The sequence below is a fragment of the Nocardia terrae genome, from assembly GCF_009760405.1.
Taxonomy (GTDB): domain Bacteria; phylum Actinomycetota; class Actinomycetes; order Mycobacteriales; family Mycobacteriaceae; genus Nocardia; species Nocardia terrae.
On the sequence record NZ_WRPP01000008.1, the window covers coordinates 232,105 to 251,229 of the forward strand.

The window sequence follows — 19,125 nt, forward strand, 5'->3', positions numbered from 1 at the left end:
GGGCCGCGCAGCGGTCCCGAGGAGTCACGCCGTGTCACTCGTCTCGAGGCGACCGGTTTCCCTGCCGAGGACGGCGAGGAACCCAGCCTCGTCCATGACCTCGATGCGCTGGCCGCGCGTCTGCAGTTCGGCGACCCGGCGCGCCTTGGTCGTGGTGAATGCGCCGGGATCAGCGCCCTGGAAGCCGTCGCCGATGACCAGTCGTGTCGTACGCCGGGTGACGTTCCGGGCGGGGGTCGCGCCGCAGGCGGCGATCGCGTTCCAGGCTTCCTGCCGCGTCATGGCCGCGAGATCGCCTGTGAAAACGATGATTTCGCCGTAGAGCGGATGGGACGGGTCGCCACCGACGACTTCCGGAAGCACCAATTCCGCACGGCCGAACCAGGATCGGCGTGACGACGCCTCGGTCGAGACCGCACCCGATGCCGCACGATCGGAGGTGCGCGCGGGCCGGCTGCCAGCGGACGCCGACGAACCCGACGCCTGTCCGCTCGACGCCGACATCCGCGCTTTCCACCGCCCGCCCGCCGACGTCTGCGCGGACGGCCCGGTGGCCCGAGAGCTCTGCGGCGTCTGCTCGACGCGCAGGGGACGTTCGACCACCATCCGCTCGAGCGCGGACAGCGAATCGACGCCCGCGCGGGCGGCCAAGGCGATCACGATATCGGCCGCCGCCGCGGCATCGGCCGCCGCGTCGTGGTGGTTGGTGAAGTCGATGCCGAGGGCGGCCGCCACATTCGGCAGGCGATAGCTGTCGAGGTTCAGGTGGCGGCGCGCGAGTGCCAGGCTGCAGCCGAATGACCAGGCGGGTGCCTGAATCCCGCTGCGGCCGCATGCTTCTCGGATGGCTCCGCTGTCGAACCCCGCATTGTGGGCGATGACCGGTAGCTCACCCACCAGCCCGACCACCTCCGGCCACCGCTGCGCGAACTCCGGCTGGTCGGCGACCATGGCCGCGGAGATCCCATGCACGCGAATGTTGTGCCAGTTGAAGAAGTCGAGCCCCGCGGGCGGTCGGCACAGCCACGACGCGGTGTCCCCGCGCCGCCCGTCCCGAACCACCGTGACACCGACCGCGCAGATACTGCCCCGCGCGGAATTCGCGGTCTCGACATCGATAGCGGCGAACGACAATCCCGCCATACTCACCGCACCGCGAGCGGCAACGGCCGCGCGACGGAACCACCGAGCTCCACCAGAAACGCGCGGGCCAACCGCAGCGATTCGAACGCCGCCCACGCATCGGCCAGCTCCGCCAGCCCCCGGGCCAGCGTGAGCACCGGCCGAATGTAGTCGTCGACGACATCGACCTGGCTGTCCGTCAGCGACACCTCCTCCGGGGGCACGATGACCGGCCACTGCGGCCGGATCAGCTTCCCGCCCGCGGCCTGATGCTCATCGAACTTCTCATCCGCGGATTCGATTGCGGCGCGCACGGTTTCCACCGTGGCATCAACGTCGACAATCCCCGCGGTACCGCCGACCCGAGCATCATCGGTCACCACCACCGGGTAACCCCGCGTGAGACTCTCGATCTCCGCGACCCGCGACCGCTCCAGCACCCAAGCGCCCGATAGCCGCGACTCCCCCAGCGCCGCCCCCACATTCACATGCCAGATGACCAGCCGCTCCTCGGCCGCACCCAGCACCGTCAGGGGATGAAGGTCGAACGAGGCAACCATGACGCTCCACGGTGGTAGCGGACAGATACCGGGTTACGTTAGAGCATCCCCCCGACAAACTTTCAGGAACCCCGCTCGAATCCTCAACGGAGCCAAACAGTTCCGACCGACCGGTGTCGCTCCCGGGACATCGACCGAGACACCCCTGATGACCGCGCTGTTCGCGAGCGCCGAGGTCGGCGACGCGGTTCGCGACGACCGAAGCGGGTCAGGGCGGCGAGCTGTTCGAGAGTGCCAAGCTCGGTGAGGTACAGCGCCGAACGCCCGCGCGCCGCAATGCCACCCCTGATCCGGCGCGTGGAATAGTTCGCACGGACAGCGCCCCCGCGACACGGAGGATCCATGTCCGACCCGGCTTCACCCGCCGTCCCCCTGCGCCGCCGTGGCCCCGCGCTGCTACTCCTAGCGCTACCCGGGGCCCTCTACTGCTCGGCCCCTGTCGTCGCCAACCGCATCGAACCCCGGATCCTCGGCATCCCGTTCCTGATCGCCTATCTCATCGCCGTGACGATTCTGACCGGCCCACTGATCTGGCTCGTCGCCCGCTTCGACCCCGCATACCGTTCCGGCGCGCCGGAATTCATCCCCGCCGACCCCTCCGCGGCATCGGGCGAATCTCCCGAATCATCGACCCCCGGCATCACCCGCCCCAACGGCGAAGCCGAGGACCCCCGATGAGCGGCCACGCGACAGTAGCGGTATCCCTGTTCGCGACCGCCATGCTCGCCACGGTCGCGATCGGCGTCCTCTCCGCCCGCGGCCGAGCCCGCTCCCTGTCCGAATGGTCCATCACCGAACGCGGCCTCGGCACCCTCTTCGTCCTGGTCCTGATGGCCGGCGAAAGCTACACCAGCTTCTCGTTCCTCGGCGCGGCCGGCTGGTCCTACCGCTACGGCATCCCGATCTTCTACCTGATCGCGTACCTGAGCACCGGCCTGGCCGTCGCCTACCTCGTAGCCCCCGCCCTGTGGACCTACTGCGCCCGCCACCACCTGGTCTCGATCGCCGACATCGCCGAACACCGTTTCCGCTCACGCCCTTTGGGCATCGCAGTCGCTCTGATCTGCACGATCTTCCTGGTGCCCTACGTACAGCTCCAGATCCAGGGCATGGGCGTAGTCGTCAACGCCATGTCCTACGGCGCAATCAACCTGAAAACAGCCGCCGTCATCTCATTCATAGTCGCCGAAACCTTCATCCTGACCTCAGGCCTACGCGGCTCAGCCTGGGTCAGCGTCCTCAAGGACAGCCTCGCAGTCCTGTCGATCGCCATCCTCGCGATCTACATCCCCTGGCACTACTTCCACGGCCCGAGCGAGCTTCTGAACCGTCTCGTGGCCGAAAAGCCCAACTGGCTGACTTTCCCCGGCGCGGGCGGCGGCACCTTCGGCGCCTCTTGGTTCGTCTCCACCATCCTCCTGAACGCCATCACCATCTGCGTCTTCCCGACCACAGTCGCCGGCTACCTCTCCGCCAAATCCCCAAACGCCCTCCGCCGCAACTCAATCCTCCTCCCCTGGTACCAGGTCCTCCTCCTGATCCCCATCTTGATCGGGGCAGCGGCGCTGTTCGCCGCCCCGGCCTTGAAAAACCCCGACCTGGCCCTCTTCACCCTGGTAACCGACTCCCTCCCCTCCCCGATCGTCGCCTTGATCGGCACAGCCGGCGCCCTCTCCGCCATCGTCCCCATGAGCGTCTTCCTCATCGCCATCGGAACCCTCTGCGGCCGAACAATCCTCGGCGGCGGCCTCCACGGCAACGCCACCGATTCCCGCCAACGCCGCGCCTCCCAACTAATCGGTCTCCTCGTCGGCCTGCTTGCCTTGGGCGGAGCCGTCCTCTACCCGAAGCTCCTCGTCAACCTCTCAGTCCTCTCCTACGAGGGCATCGCCCAACTGGTCCCCGCAGTCCTGCTAGGCCTCTACTGGCGCCGTCTGACCGCTATCGGCGTCGGCGCAGGCCTCCTCACCGGTGGCGCCATCGTCCTCCTACTCCACGCCACCGGTTACGACCCGCTCTTCGGAGTGAACGGCGGCTTGTTCGCCCTGGCGGCAAACCTGGCGGTTGCCGCAGCGATCTCCCGACAATCGGAGCCTGCTGACAATTTGCCGCTCACCGCAAGGCAGGCGGTCAACAAGGCATAACGACCCACCCGGCGACTCTTTCAAGCACGCTTATCTGGCAAGATTCAGATTCAAGGCATGACTTCAAACCTGATCGGAGTCATTTCCAGAAGATTGCTGATGATCAGAGGGGCGGCTGCAGCATGTTCCAGGCCGATATCGACGAACTCAAGAAGCTGGCCACAACAGTGACCTCGGTCGGCGACGAGATCGACAACCTGGACGTTCGCACGACCGGGGACAAGGTCGGCGACGCGCTCCCCGGCATTCCGATCGGTGCGGCCTGCTCGCAGGCGGGCGAGTACACCGAGGGCGCGTGGCTACGCATCGCCGAACGCATGCGCACGCTCGCCGGAATCGTCAATCAGTGCGCCGACGACATCAAGGTCACCGACACCGAGTTCAAGAACCGCCTCGAACAAATGCACTTCTTCCGCACCGGGGATACCGCCTGATGCCGGGCCGTAAGGATGTCGAGAGCTGGAAGCCCGAGAAGCTATCGGAGTGGGCGACCGAGCTCGATGCCAAGACGACCAGCTACGAAGGCCAACTCGACCGCAGCGTCACACAATTTCGCGGCACCGACTGGTCCGGCAATGCCTATCTCGCCGCGTATGACCGATTCGGTGAAGAGCACGACGAGGGCTTCAAACTCTCGCAGGAGATCCGGGACGTCTCGACGGCGCTGCGTACCGCGGACAGTCGCCTCGCCGACGAACGACGCGTCCTGCTCGGGCGCGTGTCCGATGCCGAGCACGACGGCGACTGCCCTGTCGGACTGACCGTCGACGATGGCTGGAAGGTTCACGCCAAGCCGTACACCGCGAGCGATTATTCCGACCAGGACAAGAAGAAGATCCAGGAGCGGATCGACCACCACCAGGGCTTGATCGATACCGCGAAATCCGGCCTGCTGACCGCGGTCGGCGAAGTGATCGCCGGAATCGTCAACGCCTCGAACAACGTTCGGACCCGCGGCGATCAACTCGGCAGTGGAATCGATACACCGTCTCTGACCAAGGTCGATCCGGCCGAGCTCGGCCGCAAAGACGGCGAGGACGTCTCCGATGGGAAACTGTCCGACAAGAAGATCGCACAGATCGCAGACCGTCTCGCCGGAACGAGCCTGCCGCCGGATCAATTGGCGATCCTGGCCAAAGGCGGCGAGATCACGGTCCCGCAATCGACCATGGACTACCTATCGAACTTCTACGACAAGGCCGGCCGCGACGGCCTGTGGCAGCTCTCGGATTCCCTGAAAGCCAACGGATCACCGCAAGCTCTCCAGCTGCGGCAGGAACTGATCAACAACATGCTGACCCTCTCCAACGAGAAGGTTGTCACCCGAGGACCCGATGGCCAGGTCGCCGATCGCGGCGGCTACAACAAGCTGAACTCGGAAGTCCGCGAAATGATCGGCACCCGACCGAAGGTCGGCGGCGCACCGGACTCCAACACCCGTGACCTTCCCGACGACTACCGCGCTGTCATGTGGGGGAAAGGCCCGATCGACGACCGCCACGCCCTGTTCGACTACACCGAGGACATGGTCAAATTCGGCCGCTTCCTCAACAGCGGCGATCCAAACTACATACCGGGTCAGCGCCTCGGGGTGGAACTGGAACGCCAAGCCGCACATCAGATCTGGATATCCGACCACGGCGGCTACGCCCCGTACAAGTCGGCAACCCTGGAAGAATCGGACTGGGTTCGCAACACCGACCACAGCGCTCAGGACTTCCTCAGCGTGGGTGCCCGCAACCACGAAGCCACCTACGCCACGCTCACGGGGCACGGCAGCGATGAATTGTTCGGCAAAGGGGTCCCGGGCCAGAGCTTCGAACCATACGACCCCAAGGTCGTCAACTCGATGTTCCAGCACAAGAATTGGGACGATGGCGGCAAGGCAATCGGCTCGATGGTCGACTGGATCGGGACCGACTCCCACGATCTGGGCCCCGATGGCAAGCCCACGCTGCAGGCGCTACACGCCCGCGAGACACTCACCCGACTACCCGGGATCTTCGCACCGCTGGAAGCACCGCAGGATCCCGCGCATCACGGGGACCAGCCACAACTGAATCGCAGTGGTGGTGTGCTCGACCACGACAAGTTCGTGAAGACCACCGACGCATTCGTCGCCAATCCGGAGCTGTCCCGTGCCTTGGCGCACGCGATGGGCTCGAACATCGACGCGTTTGCCGACGCGACGAATCTACCCAAGACCGCCTATCTTCCAGAGGTCGGCGAAGCTCAACTCCAAGTGACAGACGCCAACCGCCTGCTGTTCCTCGCCAGCCAATCCGACCAGGGCCGACTGACATTGGAAGTCGCACGGCAGTCCTACGAAACCCAAATCCTGAACCAAGCGTTCACCCAGCACGATCTGCCGCCGGGTGAGTACGCGAAGTCGTCGCTGCAGCAGTTGGCGAGCCTCGACGGCCGGTTCACCAACGCCGCACAGAATGCTCTGAGCTATCAGGACAACAACAGCATCCACGAATACAACAGCAAGATGCAGGATATCTACGAGAAGAAGAAAGCTGCCGCCGAGATCGTGGCGAAGGTCGGTCAAAGCTCGCTCGGGTTCACTCCCGGCGGCGAGGTGAGTTCGAAGGTATCCGACGTTCTGGGAGACAAGGTCACGGAAAGTCTGATCAGCAAGTTCATTCCCGAGCCGCACAAAATGGAAGTGCAGTATCCGAACGCGACCGAGATCAACGAGGCAGGAATACGCCATTTTCGCCAGGAACTGCTGGATACGGCACATGACACCGGCAGGCTGCCCCACAATCTGATCGACGAGCACACGGGTCAAGCCGTCAATCTGAGCGATTCTTTGGATCGACCCGAGCGCGATTCCGTTCAGGCATACCTCGATTCAGAGGGATTCGGACAGTTCCTGACCGACTACGGCCAAACGCACGGGATCGAGGTACTCCAGGGCATCGGACAGAACGGCACCAGCCTGTCGGTCATCCTGTACGGCAAGGAGAATCAACTTTGAAGCTGAAGGTCACGACCGCGTTGTGCATCGCCTTGGCATCAACCGCAGCCGTATCTTGTTCGAGCACAGAGTCTTCCAGCCCCACATCCTCGGCTCCACCCAGCGCGACAGCAGCCGCATTCCCGTACCCACCGCTTCAGTTTCGGCACGACAACGCGGTCCCCTTGACCGGTCTCGAATCGGCCGCAGCGGACCTCGCCCTCGAAACCAAGGTGCTGAAGTCCAAAATGCAGGTGCATCCAGACGACTCGTTGATCCCACAGATCAACGCTCGGGTCAGCCACGACCAACGCTGGTCCTCGGATGGCATCCGACCGCGCCCCGAAACCGGCGAAGTCATCTACCGCACCGTCGCAGTGAACGACCAGCCAGACAACCGATGGCTGGTCACCTACTGCATGTACAACTCCCCCGGCGCGTACTCCACCACCGGAAATGGCGAGCTGAGTTTGAGCGATCCCAATCTCCGCTACACGCCTTACCGATCGATAGTCGCCCTCACCGGTGAGCCGTCCGCAACAGGTGAGAAGTCCCCGACGCCTCGCCTGTTGGTAGTCGGCAACGCCGACGCCGATTTCGTTCAACGGCCAGGCCAGTCCGATGATCTCGCACGCCAGACCTGCGAACCCTTCATGCCCAGCCCGTTCATCCAACAACCCCCGGCTCCCCTTCCCACAGGCAAATAGCGCCGGTATTCGGGTCCGATGAGCAGCCCTCACCTGAGCGAACGACGCAAGCAGGCCGCGAAGGCCGCTTCCCGGATCATCGCGATGCTGGACGATGAACGTCAGACCAACGAGATCCTGCTCTGGCGCAACAGATTTCTCGATATCTCGGACCTGCTGGCAAGCACCGAGCTGACCGACATCGAGGCGGTTCAAGGCGCCGTCGAGCATCTGAGAAGGCTGTCGACCGGCGGTCGAAGTGTCGCCGACTTCTATCTCGTCCGAACCGATCTCGACGAGCAGCGGCGATTGAACACAGCGTTCGGAGCGGAGCTGGACAAGTTCAGGAACGCGGTCATCGAGCCCGATCCCGCCCCGATGCCCGCCATCGACTTCCCCGCGGCGCGAGCGAATCTGCGGGCGAGCGCATTTCGCGCCTGGCTTCTCTTGCTCGCCGGCATCGGAAGCGCGGTGCTCGCGGTGTTCCTCATCGACCGGTCGGTGAATCCGGATTTCCTGATTTCCATCACAACCCAGCTATCCGGCGTTTTCGGAATCCTGGGCACGGTGTTCGGTGCCGCGGCGGTATGGCTCCACCACCGCAAGTCGCGATCGCTGCGCCGACACCCCTGGACCGCCTGGCCGATCACCTACATCGGCGGCGGCCGCTACGAATGGGTAGCTCTCCTGGGCCCCACCGGCAAACCGGTCACCGTCCTGCTGCTCAGCACCTGGCCTCACCAGCGCGGCAAACTCATCAACCACACCACAATGCAGGCCTGGTTCGCCGGAGATCCCCTGCGGTACGGCGTGATATCCCGACCAGGCGGCTCGGACCTCCGCTACGCCTACATCCCCCGCCACACGATACCACCCCGATTCCTCCTCGCGAGAAACGACGAAACCACACCGCCATGACCGATGCGCCCCGGAATACGCCGCGGCCCCAATACGGCTGGTTCGCGTGACACCAACATGCAGAGGCAAGCGTCACCCGAACCACGATCGCACTCATTGAAACCCGGCAGGTCGCGACTCCTTCCTGGATCACGTACCGTCGATGCGGGTCACCTCAAGCCAGATGTGCAGGCGGGCAACGAGACTGCCCGGCAGACGGCTCGGCGGCTCCGCCAGCTACGAATACCGGTCCGCCGATCTCGCCGAGGAGGACACAGACGAGATCGAAGCCTTCCGATACATCACCCAGGAAGCCGTGATCACCGAATCCGAGCACCACATTTCCTGGCCCCTTCGTCATCGAAGAGAGCAACTGGGCGTTGGCGCGCCAGTTCGGCTACGGCAGTGGCCCGGACTAGACAATCCAGGGGCGAGAGCCGTGCAAGATGCCATAGTGAGGAACGGGAATCGGGAGGAAGGGCCGGGGCGGCATGGAGATTCAGATCTACACAGACGGAGCGTGCAGTCCGAATCCGGGCCGGGTGGGTGGGGTGCCGTGTTGCGGTACGGAACACGCGAACTCGAACTCTGTGGAGGAGATCCCGGACCCACCACCAATAACCGGATGGAACTGACCGCCCCGATTCAGGCGCTGGAGCGGCTTACCCGCTCGTCACAGGTTCGAATCTTCATCGACAGCACTTATGTCCGCGATGGGATTACCGCATGGGTGCCGGAGTGGCAGGCCAATGGCTGGCTCACTCAGAAGAAGGAGCCGGTCAAGAATGCTGATCTGTGGCAACGACTCCACGCAGCGTGCGCTGAGCACGAGGTCGAGTGGGAGTGGGTGAAGGGCCATGCCGGACACCCGGAGAACGAGCGAGCCGATCGTTTGGCCGTTCGCGGGAGGGTCGCGGTGGGCGGATCGCCGGATCAGCCAGGCACTGTCTCTCCCAGCCCACGTGCGCCGCGCACGCCGTCGACCTCGCCCACGAAACCCTGTGGCGCCGTGACCAAATCCGGTGCGCAGTGCTCCACTCCCACACGCGAATCAGGGCTCTGCCATGTGCACGACCCCGTGCTGCAATGCGGCGCGATCAATCGCAAAGGCAACCCATTCGCGACTGCCCCGATGCACCAGCCCTCGTTCCGCGGTTGCTCCCGGCGGCGCTCACTCCGCCGAAACCAATTGTTCTCCGTCCCAAGTGAAGCGCGCTGTGGTGACGGCGTCGTCCCCATCGCCGGTGAGAAGTTGGTGGATTCCGATGCCGCGCAGTTCGGTGTACGTGCACCACTCGTGGTCGGAGGTGAGCATCAAGTCGAGGTCCAGGGCCGACAGCAGGGCGAAGATCTGGCCGCGGTTGGTGGTGTCGACGCCGACGAAGACCTCGTCCAGCAGGATGGGGCGGGGAGCCTCGGGCACCGTCTGGTAATGGGCGGCAACGGCGGCGAAGAGTGGTAGGTGCAAGGCTATGGCCTTCTCGCCGCCCGACAGGGCGCCGTGCAGCTTCTTGGTGAGGAGTTGCCAGCCGTCGCCCTTTCCCCGGTCCACCTTCACGACGAAGCGGTGCCAGGAGGTGTAGTCGAAGACCTGGGCCAGCTGTTGTTCCCAGGTGGTCGCGGTGTCTTCGGCCTTGGCTGCCTCGATCCGGTCGCGAAGGAAGCGGTGCAGAGATTCACGGTCGGTTTCGGTGAGGCGGACCGGGTCCTTGAGCAGGAGTTCCCGGGCGGCTCGGGTACCGGGCGGCAGATCAGGCGCGATCTCCCAGACCAGGCGAACCGAGACGTGAGATGCCGTACGAACCTGCGCCAGACGCGAATTCATGCTGTCGACCAGCTCGTTGGCCTGTCGGATTCGGGCCGCGAGATGCCGGCGGGTGTCGCCGGTCAGGGTACGGTCGAACAAACCGTGTTCGGCGTCCGTGATCTCCTGCCGCGCCCGGTCCGCATCGGTGCGCAGGATACGCAGCAGTTCGGCCGCGCCGACCCGCACGCCATCGATGACGGCAGTGAGAATCTGTGTGTTGCCATCGGTTTCGAGATCGAGGTCGGCCCGGGCGGCCAACGTGGTGCGGCATTCGTGGACGGAGGCTGCGAGGCGATTCAAAGCGTCGCCGACATTGTTGTCGGCATACGGGATGGTCGGCCAGGCGGCAGCGATCAGGCGGGCTGCATCACGCGCCGCGCGAACGCCTTCCGAGCCGTCGACTGTGGCCTTGAATGCGGGGAAGTCCGGCATTTCTGTGTCGGCCGCCAGGGTTCCGGTGGCGAGGTGGCGGAATCGATGAGTCAGTTCGTCGCGGTGAGCGACCGTCTCGTCGTGAGCGCGGACGTGGGCTTCGTGTTTGCTCTTCAGCTCTCCGCTGCGGTTGCTCAGCTGATTCTGCGTGAGGCGTTCTGCTTTCAGCAGTCCGTCGAGTTCAGTGAGCCGGGACCGCAGGTCGCGCAGGCGTGCGAGCACGTCCTGATAGCCCAGTCCCGCGGCCACAGCTTCTGCCTCCGCGAGCTCGGCTTCGAGTTTGCGATGGTCGGACTCAGCCGTACTCGCGAGCGCATCCTGCTGCGCAGCTGTCGCCTCGGCCCGATCTCGCTGTTCGGTGCGTTCATCCGCTACCGAGACCAAGGATCGCCACCGATGGTGGTCGTCCAACCAGGTTTCGGCGACGGTGGCGAAACCCTCCAGCGCGCTGGTCATCCGATCCACGGCCGCCCGCTCGGCAGGCATGCCATGTTCCGCTGCGAGACCGTTCAATTCCACCAGCGCTGCGCGGACCGCCTTCTCACACTCGTCGAGATGGGCGATCCGGTCGTGGACGAGACGATCCACGGAACGAAGATCGGATTCGGCTGCGGTGAGGGCGAATTGCGCATTCGCCGCATCGTCGTGCCGCGGGCGAGCGGCGACTTCCGCATCGACTGCCGAGCGTCGTTCGGACAGCACCCGCTGCCGATCGGCGAGCTGAGCCAGAAGGTCGTCCAAACTGGTTATCTGCGAAGCGATTACGCTTAGACGGCGTTCTCTGTTCCGCTGCCGGGTCAGCGCACCGACGAACGCAGGCTGTTCCTTTGTCCAGGAGCCGGTGAGATTGCCGATCCGCCAGCTGCCGTCGGAGGCAATCGCCACCGCACCCATCGGCAGGCTTTCACCGAAGGAGATCGCCGACAGTAGCCGTCGCACCGTGTCGATGCCGATCACCGCGTTCGGGAGCGGAATCAGCACATCGGCCAGCGACCGGCCGTTCACCGAAGGCAGCGCCGAGGGCAGGGCGAAGAGCTCGTGTCCGACGACCGTCCCGTCCGCGGCGATCCAAGCGTCGAGCAAACCGGACGCTTCGAGTGCCGCTTCGATATTCGCCCGGTCCGATACCGCTGCGGCGGAGGCGAAGTCGACCAACTGCCAGAGCGGCGCTCCAGCCGAGGGGTCGCGTTCAGCGGTCCGCCAATGCGGGGGCGTGGGCAGTATGTCCTCCTCGTTCCGCAACCGGTCACGCTCGGCGACGAGCAGGGCACGGTCGGCCCGGGCCACCTCGATATCCGATTCACAGCGCGATTCCCGCCGTGTGATCTCGTCGAACACGGCGTTGGCTGCCGAATTGATCGTTGCGAGCACAGCCGCCTCGTTCTCGACGCGGTCGGTCAGCTCCTCGACGGCAGTGAAGTTGAGCTGGCGGCAGCGGGATGCCCAGTTGCTAAGGCCTTCGCGCAGCGCGTCGAACGCATCGGTCAGCGCCCGGTGCGCCGCCGACCGATGATCATCGGCGGCGGTGTATGCGTTCCGCCCAGCCTCGAGCTCCCGCTCGGCCCGTTCGCGGGTGTCCACCGCACGGTCATGGATATCGAGAGCCCGCTCCAGCGCCTTGATCGCAGTCCGGCGACCCTGCACCGCACCGCGCAGCAGCTGGCGGACGCGGCTGATGTCCGCCGTCGCGACAAGTTCGCCGTGCACACTGCTCATTCCGGCTCGCACCGATGCCTGCGCGGCGTCGGCGAGACGGCTGTCCACGACACGCCGCTGCCGATCAGCCTCTTGGGTAGCTTCGGTACACCGTTCTGCGGCACGTCGCGCGTCGGACAGCCCAACCCGTGCGTATCCGCGCAATTCGTCGGCCCGGCGCCGAGCTTGCTCAGTCTGCTGCAGAAGCCGGTCCAACTGCTGGCCCTCACGGTAAGCCTCGGAGTCCATCAAGGTCTCACGCCGGGCCTCGGCAGCGTCATGTTCGACGGCGAACGCTTCCAAGCGTGCCTCACACGTGCTGATGTCACGTTGCACCTGCTCGTAGTCATCCTGGGACTGTTTGGCCGCCGCCGAGAGTTTGTCCACCTCACTGGTGGCGCTCAGCAAGGCGGCTGCCGCCGAGCGCAGCACCCGCTGCGCGTACGTTCGCTGTTGGCGAGCCAAGACTTTCGTGGCTTCCACCTCTTGCGCCAGCCGAGTCAACCGCTCACGCTGCGCGTCCAGCCGCTCGAAACCCTCTGCCAGATCGGCGATCTCGTCCTGATCCATCGGCGGCAGTGCCTTCGAGAGCAGGGCGGACAACAACGCGGGATCCAGACGCTGTGACAACTTCGGGGTACGCAATTGCAGCAGCGCCGTGATGAGAGCGTCGTAGCGCTGCCCGGTCATGCCCGGGAACAGGGTTGCCCGGACCGCGTCGCGGTACATGCCGGCGTTGGGGTGAACCGTGCCGTGGTCACCGAGACACTCCTCCAGCGCACTGCGAGTGAGCGGTCTACCGTCAGCGGTCAAGCTGATGTATCCCGTTGCAGACAAAGCTGTTTCGCCGATGATGCGCAGCTCGGTGGAGAAGTAGTCGGGAGTCACCGTTGAGGTGTGTGTACTGGCCTGCAACCGCGCGCCGCAGGTGAAATACCGGCCGGGCGCACCACGCATACCGAACTCCAGCCATACGTATCCCACCCGGGTGATCCCGGTGGCACCCTCCCCCATCAGGTTCCAGTGCATGGTCCGCTCGGCGGTACCGAAGGTCGACAGCCGATTGGCCCGCAGGCTGGCGTCGAACAGAAACGGCAGCAACAGTTCCAATGCCTTCGATTTGCCGCTGCCGTTCGGACCACGTAACAGCAGCCGGCCGTCGTGGAATTCGAAGATCTCGTCGTAATATCGCCAGACGTTGACGATGCCTGCGCGGATCGGCGTCCAACGCTGGGTGTCGGCATCGAGATCACCTGCACTGAAATGTGATTCGGCAATGCTCATTCGGATTCCTGCCCTTCCCGATCCGGTTCGGAACCAGAGATACGAATCTCACCGACCCGGTAGCGCGCCGCCGCGGGCAGCGGGATCACCAGCCCCGCGCTGGTGGTCCGCACGAGACGGAACGCCGTCAACACCGCGACGGCATCGTCGACCAGTTGTCGGGGTCCGTCGATTCCTCGATAGCCGCGCGCCCAACGCGGAAACCGTTCCAGTAGAGCGGCGGCGTCACGCCACAGCTGTTCGCGGGTGGTCGGTCCCGGCACGGCGTCGAGTAGCAGCAATGCCGCGACCTTCGCGGTGGCTGTGTCATCGGGGAATCGCCCGTCGGTAGCCAGAGCGTCCGGGTCGACCAGCATCAGCCCCTCCGCCCGTTCTTCCAGGACGAACCCGCCTTGATCCGCGGCCCGCCGCACGAGCTGGCGGCCGGTTGGCGAGGCAAGGTACGCGCGTTCATCGCTATCGAGCTCGTCGAAGTACAGCACCGGATCATCGACCAAGCGGCGGAACACCGAGTGCCGCAGCCACAGATTGCGTTGCGTCTCCGACACACCCGTCACATCGGCGTGGCGCCCCGCCGCCAACCCATACCGCCGCTCGCGGGTCAACTCGGCGAGCAGGTCGTCGACTCGCAACGGCACCTCATCCGTGGGGACGCCCAGCTGGGAGGGCCCCACTGGTGCGGCCAGCAAGCGCAGCAGCAGCGTATGGTCCACGCGGTAAAGGACTTTCGCGGTCTCCGATTCCACGAAGGAGTCCGCGCTGCCATCGATCGCATCCAGCACCCCGAAAGATTCCAGCAGCCGCAAGGCATCGACGAACGCCATCCGCTCGGCGCGGCTGGCGGTGTCGAATGCCGAAACGACCGGATCGGTCGCGGTGGCGACACGCACCCGGTCCGCGAGCATCCCGATCGTCGTCAATGGTGCCGCGAACAGCTCCGCTGCGACGACACAGCACAGCGCATAACGGCGACGGTCGAAAGGAGCACGGCCGGAACGAGATCGGCGAGCCGGGCGGGTTTCGTCGCTGATGCGCACCTTTGCCAGGCGGGCATACCCGAGCCTGGGCTCGACGATGAGCGCCCAGCCGCAGTAGTAATCGAACCATTTCGTGATCGGGTCACGGCGCCGACGCACCAGATCGAACTTGTCCGGCGCGTTCCGGTCGGTAATGAGCGGATCCGCCAGCAGCCAGCGGATGCCGCGCGAGACCTCTTCGCGCTCGGCGATCACCAGCTGATTGGACAGCTCACTCATCGCGCCCCGCCTTCCGGCCGGGCGCACTGACCCGGACCACATAGTCGGGACCGCGGAAAACCCCTCGCGGCGTCTTCAACTCGGCTTGACCGCCCCCGGTCGGTGGACGAATCGTGATCTCGACTCGTCCATCCGCGGTACTGCCGCGCCGCACCCCTTCGGAGTCCGGCGCGCTGCCCAGCGCACGTCCCAGGAGATCGAGCAATCGCTCGAAGACTTCGTGCTCGAGCCGCCCGAAGGCCGACAGCCGGACCACACCCCCGGTGTCGAGCATGTCCCAAGCCGCCTCCAGTTCGGCCCGCTCGAGCGCCGCCAGTTCCGCACGCCGAGCCTTCACCGCCGCCACATCGCGCACCCGACCCGGGCGGCTGAAACGCTCGGTACGCCCCGAGGCGCGCAGCAGCGCCGATACGTCGACAGGCGGAGCCTGCGACCACGGCGTCGTCGAACTGACCAATTCCGGATCGGGATGGGCAAGGTGGGCATGCCGAGCCGAGCCCACCCCGAAAGCGGTCGACCACAACCGATGCAGGTCGGCGGTCTCCGGCAGCACCGTGAACCAGCGGGCCAGTTCCCGAAAGTCGGCAACGGCATTGCTGGATCGCCTGCGTGACTCGGTGATTCGGTCCAGCACCTGCAGCAGTGTGACAATCGCCCGGCGGCCGACCAGGTTCAGCTGCTCGATGCGGGCGGGCGAACCGGCGAGGGGGCGGAACCAGGCGCGCAGCCCCTCCCAGCGAGCCCGGCGATGCTCCAGCCACGCCGCCGCCGGATCCTGTCCCGGTAGTTGCGGCAATTCGGCGCCCGCCAAGGCACGCTCATGCATTCGTGAAACGCCCGAGCTCTCGATGCGGCCGACCCGCTCGGCGATGGTGTGCGCACGATGGTCGAGATTGGTCAGGAACTCCTGCAGGTAGACGACCGTGGCCGCTTTCACTTCACCGAAGACCGCCAGATCGACGCCCTCAGCCCGCAACAACCGCTGCAGTTCGCCATTGAACTGTTTCGTATTGGCGCGCAGCGCTTCCAGGTGTCCTTCCAGTTCGGCCAACACGGTGAAGACCCTTTTGTCGGTGCCCTGGTCCAACTCACGCACCAGATCGCCCAGTCGATCGGCGATGGCGTCGAGAACCGCGGTCTGCAAGGCGCCAGTGGACGCCAGCAGCGAGATCGCGTGCAGCACACCCGCGAACGCCGCCTCCCCTTGCCTGGTGAGCGAATACTGCAGATTGCGGCGCTCGTATTCGGTTGCGGTCCGGTAGTTTTCGGAGTGATTCTGGATGACGTCGACCAAGCCCCAAGCCCGCAACTGTCCGAGCGCCGCGGTCAGATCCTCGTCCTCCAGCGCTTCCAACCACCCCACCGACCGCATCCGGGCCCGAACGTCGTCGAGCCCGAGGGCGGTCTCCATACGCTCATTGGCCTCCGCGAAGGCATGCAGCACCGCCACATACAGTCCGGCCCGATCCCCGCTGGTGAAGCGGAACATTTCGGGCGGCACACGAATCGGATCCATCGGCGCCTCCCCCGCTGAGCTCTGACCGCCCACGATAGCCCTGCACACCGACACGAAACAGCCGCCGACGGGATCGCCCGCTCAGCTCTGGACGACCGTCCTCGCCAGCTCGTCCAGCAAGGCTGGCGCAACGCGTTCCTCCGGCACGGACCTGCCGGTCGCAAGCAGATGTTCCGACAGCTCCAGATCCCATGGCACCGGGCTCACCCGGCCGACGGGCGGTGCGTCGACACCGAGAGCGGCCAGATAGTCAGCGCTGGTCATCCGCCACGGCGTCGCATCCAACCGGGCAACCATGTGCGCGGCGATCCGCAGACCCTCGCCATCGAAATCACCGTGGTAATAGAGGTCGGTCCCAGCGTCGGCAAGCCGTCGGAGCAATACCACGGCCGCGCTGCGCGGCCAGCCGGAAGTGCACACTAAAGGAGGCGTGTGCACACCGAATCGAGTGACGGCCAGGGCGATAACACTCGGGTTCTCGACGACCCAGACTCGCCGCGGCACCGCGGCGACGCCTCGGGCAGCACGCAACTGCTGCAGGGTGAGCACCGCCGCAAGCCCCGCATCGACACAAGAATCCAGCACTCGCGCCACCACCGAATCCCCGCCCACTCTCAACCCGGCCGTCAGCACCGTCGATGACAGCTCGTCACCGGCCAATCCCGCCCGCTCCCATAACGCCCGCAATCCCGCCCGACCTGTCGGTGGATCGATCCCGTACAGCGCCACGAGCGCCCGCACCACCAACCCCTGCACGCGCTGCCCCTCATCCAGCCCGTGCGGATCCCCCAGCACAGTCTCCGCGAACACGGGCAATGGTGTTCCAGCACCCGGCAATTCCCGAATCACCCGCAGCGCCTGCTCCAATTCCGCACGGGTGCGCTCCACCGAGCCCCCGATCACCCCGGCCCGCCGGGTAGCCTCCGCCCACTCCAGCAGGGCAGGCTGATCCCGGACAACCTCATGCTCGAAGAGCCACTCCCACAACGAGTTCCGCTCCCCCATCACCCGCTCCCGATCAGCGGCCCGATCTCCGATCGGCCCCTCGATCCCCGCTACGACTTCGCGCAGTGACGAACCGGTCACCTCGCGCACGACCGCCTCAACTTCCGGCACCGCCACGCTGACGAACTCCCCCGGCAGGTAGGCCATCCCGAAAAAGTCGGCAATCGCAGTCCGCTGCCCCTCATCCAACGGCCCCACCCTGACCCTGGCCACCGCCCGCCCCGACGACAGCCGCCGATGCAACTCCCGCCACAACGGCGCCAAACCGGCAGGGAGCCCGAACGCGGTAGGGTCTGTCACCCGGCCGAGGCTATCGACCCGCCACCCCTTCGCCGCAACCGGACCGCACCCGAAAGGGGGCCATCACCGAGCTGTTCCACCAATCGACGAGCTGGGCATCGGCCGGTGACCAAATGGGATGGACTGGCGGATCGCCACACAAAGCACACTAGGGCGGTCTATAGTCGCATTTATTATATCTAAACTATAATAAACGTAGAGTTCGTCAAGGTTACCCGTAGGAGACAGGGGTGAACTGGCCACCGCACCGGCGCGAGGAGAGGTCTTGGACCGCTCGCCAGCGACAGGGCTCGCGGGCGGACCGGACGCTCGATCGGATCACGGTATCGATTCCGCCCATGATCGCCGCACTCGATTACGACCCGACCGGAACCGTTGCGCGCGTTCATGAATCGGCGTTGATCGCAATCGCGCGCCTGGAAGCTGGATTCGGCGAGCATCTCGCACCGCTGGCCGACTTCCTGCTGCGCAGCGAGTCGGTCGCCTCTTCGAAGATCGAGCATATCGACGCCGGCTGGCGAGCCTTCGGCAAAGCGATCGGAGGCGGGAAGGCCAGCGACGAGGCGAAGTCGCAGCTGGCAGCGGTCAAGGCCCTGATCGCGATGGTGGATGCCGCGGGCTCGGGCAGCATCAGGCTGGACGATCTGCTCGAGGCGCACAGATTGCTGATGGGTGTCGATTTCTACACCGCGCGCGATGCCGGGCCATTGCGTGAGGTGCAGAACTGGATCGGCGGCAGCGACTACACGCCGATCAATGCCACACATGTCCCACCACCCCCCGAACTGGTCGCGGACCTGATTACCGATCTGCTCGCCTTCGTCAACAGGGACGATCTGCCGATACTCGCGCAAGCCGCAATCGCACACGCCCAGTTCGAGTCCATTCACCCGTTCACCGATGGCAACGGACGCATCGGACGCGCACTGATCAGCGCCGTACTACGCCGCCGCGGCCTCGCCAACCGTGTGACCGTACCGCTGGCATCGGTCATGCTGGCAGACACCGGCCGATACTTCATGCACCTCAATCGATTCCGCGATGGGGACGTCGACGGCTTCGTCGAGTACCTCTCGATAGGTGCGGTCCACGCCAGCGAAGCCGCACAGGATTCGGCGATGGCACTCGCCGACCTGCCAAGTCGCTGGCGAGACATCGCCCGCCCACGAGCGAAGTCCGCGGACGAGGCCCTCCTCGCTGCCCTACTCGAAACCCCAATCCTCAACGCCGACACCGCACAACAGATCGCCGGGACCACCGCCGCCAGCACCTACCGGGCGCTGGGGAAACTGACTGACGCCGGGATTCTCGAGCTCCTCTCGGAGAGCAAACGCAACCAAATCTGGGCCGCAACCGACGTGCTCGCAGAGCTGGACGCACTGAGCGCGGCCATCGGCAGGCGCACGATCGAGCAGACCTGACCCGAGGTGAGCCATCCACCTCTATGTCGTCATCT

The 19,125-nt window shown here is 65.4% G+C and carries 13 protein-coding genes and 1 pseudogene; 8 read left to right on the forward strand and 6 right to left on the reverse strand.

The window, feature by feature from the left end:
* Positions 1–24: 24 nt before the first annotated feature.
* Positions 25–1,143 carry an exonuclease domain-containing protein gene (locus tag GPX89_RS34215; protein WP_157391834.1) on the reverse strand — a complete coding sequence of 373 codons (1,119 nt, stop codon included), beginning with the start codon at positions 1,141–1,143 and terminating at the stop codon, positions 25–27.
* 2 nt (positions 1,144–1,145) lie between these two features.
* On the reverse strand, positions 1,146–1,682 hold the full coding sequence (locus GPX89_RS34220) for a hypothetical protein (protein ID WP_157391835.1): 537 nt from the start codon (positions 1,680–1,682) through the stop codon (positions 1,146–1,148).
* Positions 1,683–2,024: 342 nt separating this feature from the next.
* On the opposite strand from GPX89_RS34220, the gene GPX89_RS34225 reads away from it, so the two are divergent.
* From GPX89_RS34225 to rnhA, 7 genes and pseudogenes are all read left to right on the forward strand, one after another.
* Entirely contained in the window at positions 2,025–2,360 is a 336-nt protein-coding gene (locus GPX89_RS34225) for a DUF3311 domain-containing protein (RefSeq protein ID WP_157391836.1), read from the forward strand.
* Positions 2,357–3,826 carry a sodium:solute symporter family protein gene (locus GPX89_RS34230; protein ID WP_157391837.1) on the forward strand — a complete coding sequence of 490 codons (1,470 nt, stop codon included), beginning with the start codon at positions 2,357–2,359 and terminating at the stop codon, positions 3,824–3,826. Before GPX89_RS34225 ends, GPX89_RS34230 begins: the two co-directional genes overlap by 4 nt.
* Positions 3,827–3,948: 122 nt before the next feature.
* Entirely contained in the window at positions 3,949–4,260 is a 312-nt protein-coding gene (locus GPX89_RS34235; RefSeq protein ID WP_157391838.1) for a hypothetical protein, read from the forward strand.
* A complete protein-coding gene (locus GPX89_RS34240) occupies positions 4,260–6,812 on the forward strand; it encodes a TPR repeat region-containing protein (protein ID WP_157391839.1) in 2,553 nt (850 codons plus the stop codon). Before GPX89_RS34235 ends, GPX89_RS34240 begins: the two co-directional genes overlap by 1 nt.
* A gap of 164 nt (positions 6,813–6,976) precedes the next feature.
* Positions 6,977–7,498: a hypothetical protein gene (locus GPX89_RS34245; protein WP_157391840.1), complete on the forward strand. Its 522-nt coding sequence runs from the start codon at positions 6,977–6,979 to the stop codon at positions 7,496–7,498.
* A gap of 18 nt (positions 7,499–7,516) precedes the next feature.
* Positions 7,517–8,395 carry a hypothetical protein gene (locus GPX89_RS34250; protein ID WP_157391841.1) on the forward strand — a complete coding sequence of 293 codons (879 nt, stop codon included), beginning with the start codon at positions 7,517–7,519 and terminating at the stop codon, positions 8,393–8,395.
* A 470-nt stretch (positions 8,396–8,865) separates the two neighbouring features.
* A pseudogene (gene rnhA, locus GPX89_RS34255) lies at positions 8,866–9,281 on the forward strand (ribonuclease HI); the annotation flags it as partial.
* 264 nt (positions 9,282–9,545) lie between these two features.
* Here the strand turns inward: rnhA and GPX89_RS34260 are convergent.
* The 4 genes from GPX89_RS34260 to GPX89_RS34275 all read right to left on the reverse strand — a co-directional run bounded on the left by GPX89_RS34260 (position 9,546) and on the right by GPX89_RS34275 (position 17,633).
* The gene (locus GPX89_RS34260) at positions 9,546–13,592 is read right to left on the reverse strand and encodes a TIGR02680 family protein (protein WP_157391842.1); all 4,047 of its coding nucleotides are present in this window, start codon (positions 13,590–13,592) and stop codon (positions 9,546–9,548) included.
* Positions 13,589–14,848, reverse strand: a complete 1,260-nt coding sequence (locus GPX89_RS34265; protein WP_157391843.1) for a TIGR02678 family protein — start codon at positions 14,846–14,848, stop codon at positions 13,589–13,591. The genes GPX89_RS34260 and GPX89_RS34265 overlap by 4 nt, the downstream gene beginning before the upstream one ends.
* Entirely contained in the window at positions 14,841–16,364 is a 1,524-nt protein-coding gene (locus GPX89_RS34270) for a TIGR02677 family protein (RefSeq protein ID WP_157391844.1), read from the reverse strand. Before GPX89_RS34270 ends, GPX89_RS34265 begins: the two co-directional genes overlap by 8 nt.
* A gap of 81 nt (positions 16,365–16,445) precedes the next feature.
* On the reverse strand, positions 16,446–17,633 hold the full coding sequence (locus GPX89_RS34275; RefSeq protein ID WP_198347722.1) for a TIGR02679 family protein: 1,188 nt from the start codon (positions 17,631–17,633) through the stop codon (positions 16,446–16,448).
* 266 nt (positions 17,634–17,899) lie between these two features.
* On the opposite strand from GPX89_RS34275, the gene GPX89_RS34280 reads away from it, so the two are divergent.
* A complete protein-coding gene (locus GPX89_RS34280; protein WP_328602631.1) occupies positions 17,900–19,090 on the forward strand; it encodes a Fic family protein in 1,191 nt (396 codons plus the stop codon).
* Positions 19,091–19,125 lie beyond the last annotated feature (35 nt).

What these genes read in the sequence shown, in the direction of transcription:
- GPX89_RS34215 (WP_157391834.1), bottom strand. Translation starts at nt 1,143, where the DNA reads ATGGCGGGATTGTCGTTCGCCGCTATCGATGTCGAGACCGCGAATTCC.
- GPX89_RS34265 (WP_157391843.1), bottom strand. Translation starts at nt 14,848, where the DNA reads ATGAGTGAGCTGTCCAATCAGCTGGTGATCGCCGAGCGCGAAGAGGTC.
- GPX89_RS34220 (WP_157391835.1), bottom strand. Translation starts at nt 1,682, where the DNA reads ATGGTTGCCTCGTTCGACCTTCATCCCCTGACGGTGCTGGGTGCGGCC.
- GPX89_RS34225 (WP_157391836.1), top strand. Translation starts at nt 2,025, where the DNA reads ATGTCCGACCCGGCTTCACCCGCCGTCCCCCTGCGCCGCCGTGGCCCC.
- GPX89_RS34260 (WP_157391842.1), bottom strand. Translation starts at nt 13,592, where the DNA reads ATGAGCATTGCCGAATCACATTTCAGTGCAGGTGATCTCGATGCCGAC.
- GPX89_RS34235 (WP_157391838.1), top strand. Translation starts at nt 3,949, where the DNA reads ATGTTCCAGGCCGATATCGACGAACTCAAGAAGCTGGCCACAACAGTG.
- GPX89_RS34230 (WP_157391837.1), top strand. Translation starts at nt 2,357, where the DNA reads ATGAGCGGCCACGCGACAGTAGCGGTATCCCTGTTCGCGACCGCCATG.
- GPX89_RS34270 (WP_157391844.1), bottom strand. Translation starts at nt 16,364, where the DNA reads ATGGATCCGATTCGTGTGCCGCCCGAAATGTTCCGCTTCACCAGCGGG.
- GPX89_RS34240 (WP_157391839.1), top strand. Translation starts at nt 4,260, where the DNA reads ATGCCGGGCCGTAAGGATGTCGAGAGCTGGAAGCCCGAGAAGCTATCG.
- GPX89_RS34250 (WP_157391841.1), top strand. Translation starts at nt 7,517, where the DNA reads ATGAGCAGCCCTCACCTGAGCGAACGACGCAAGCAGGCCGCGAAGGCC.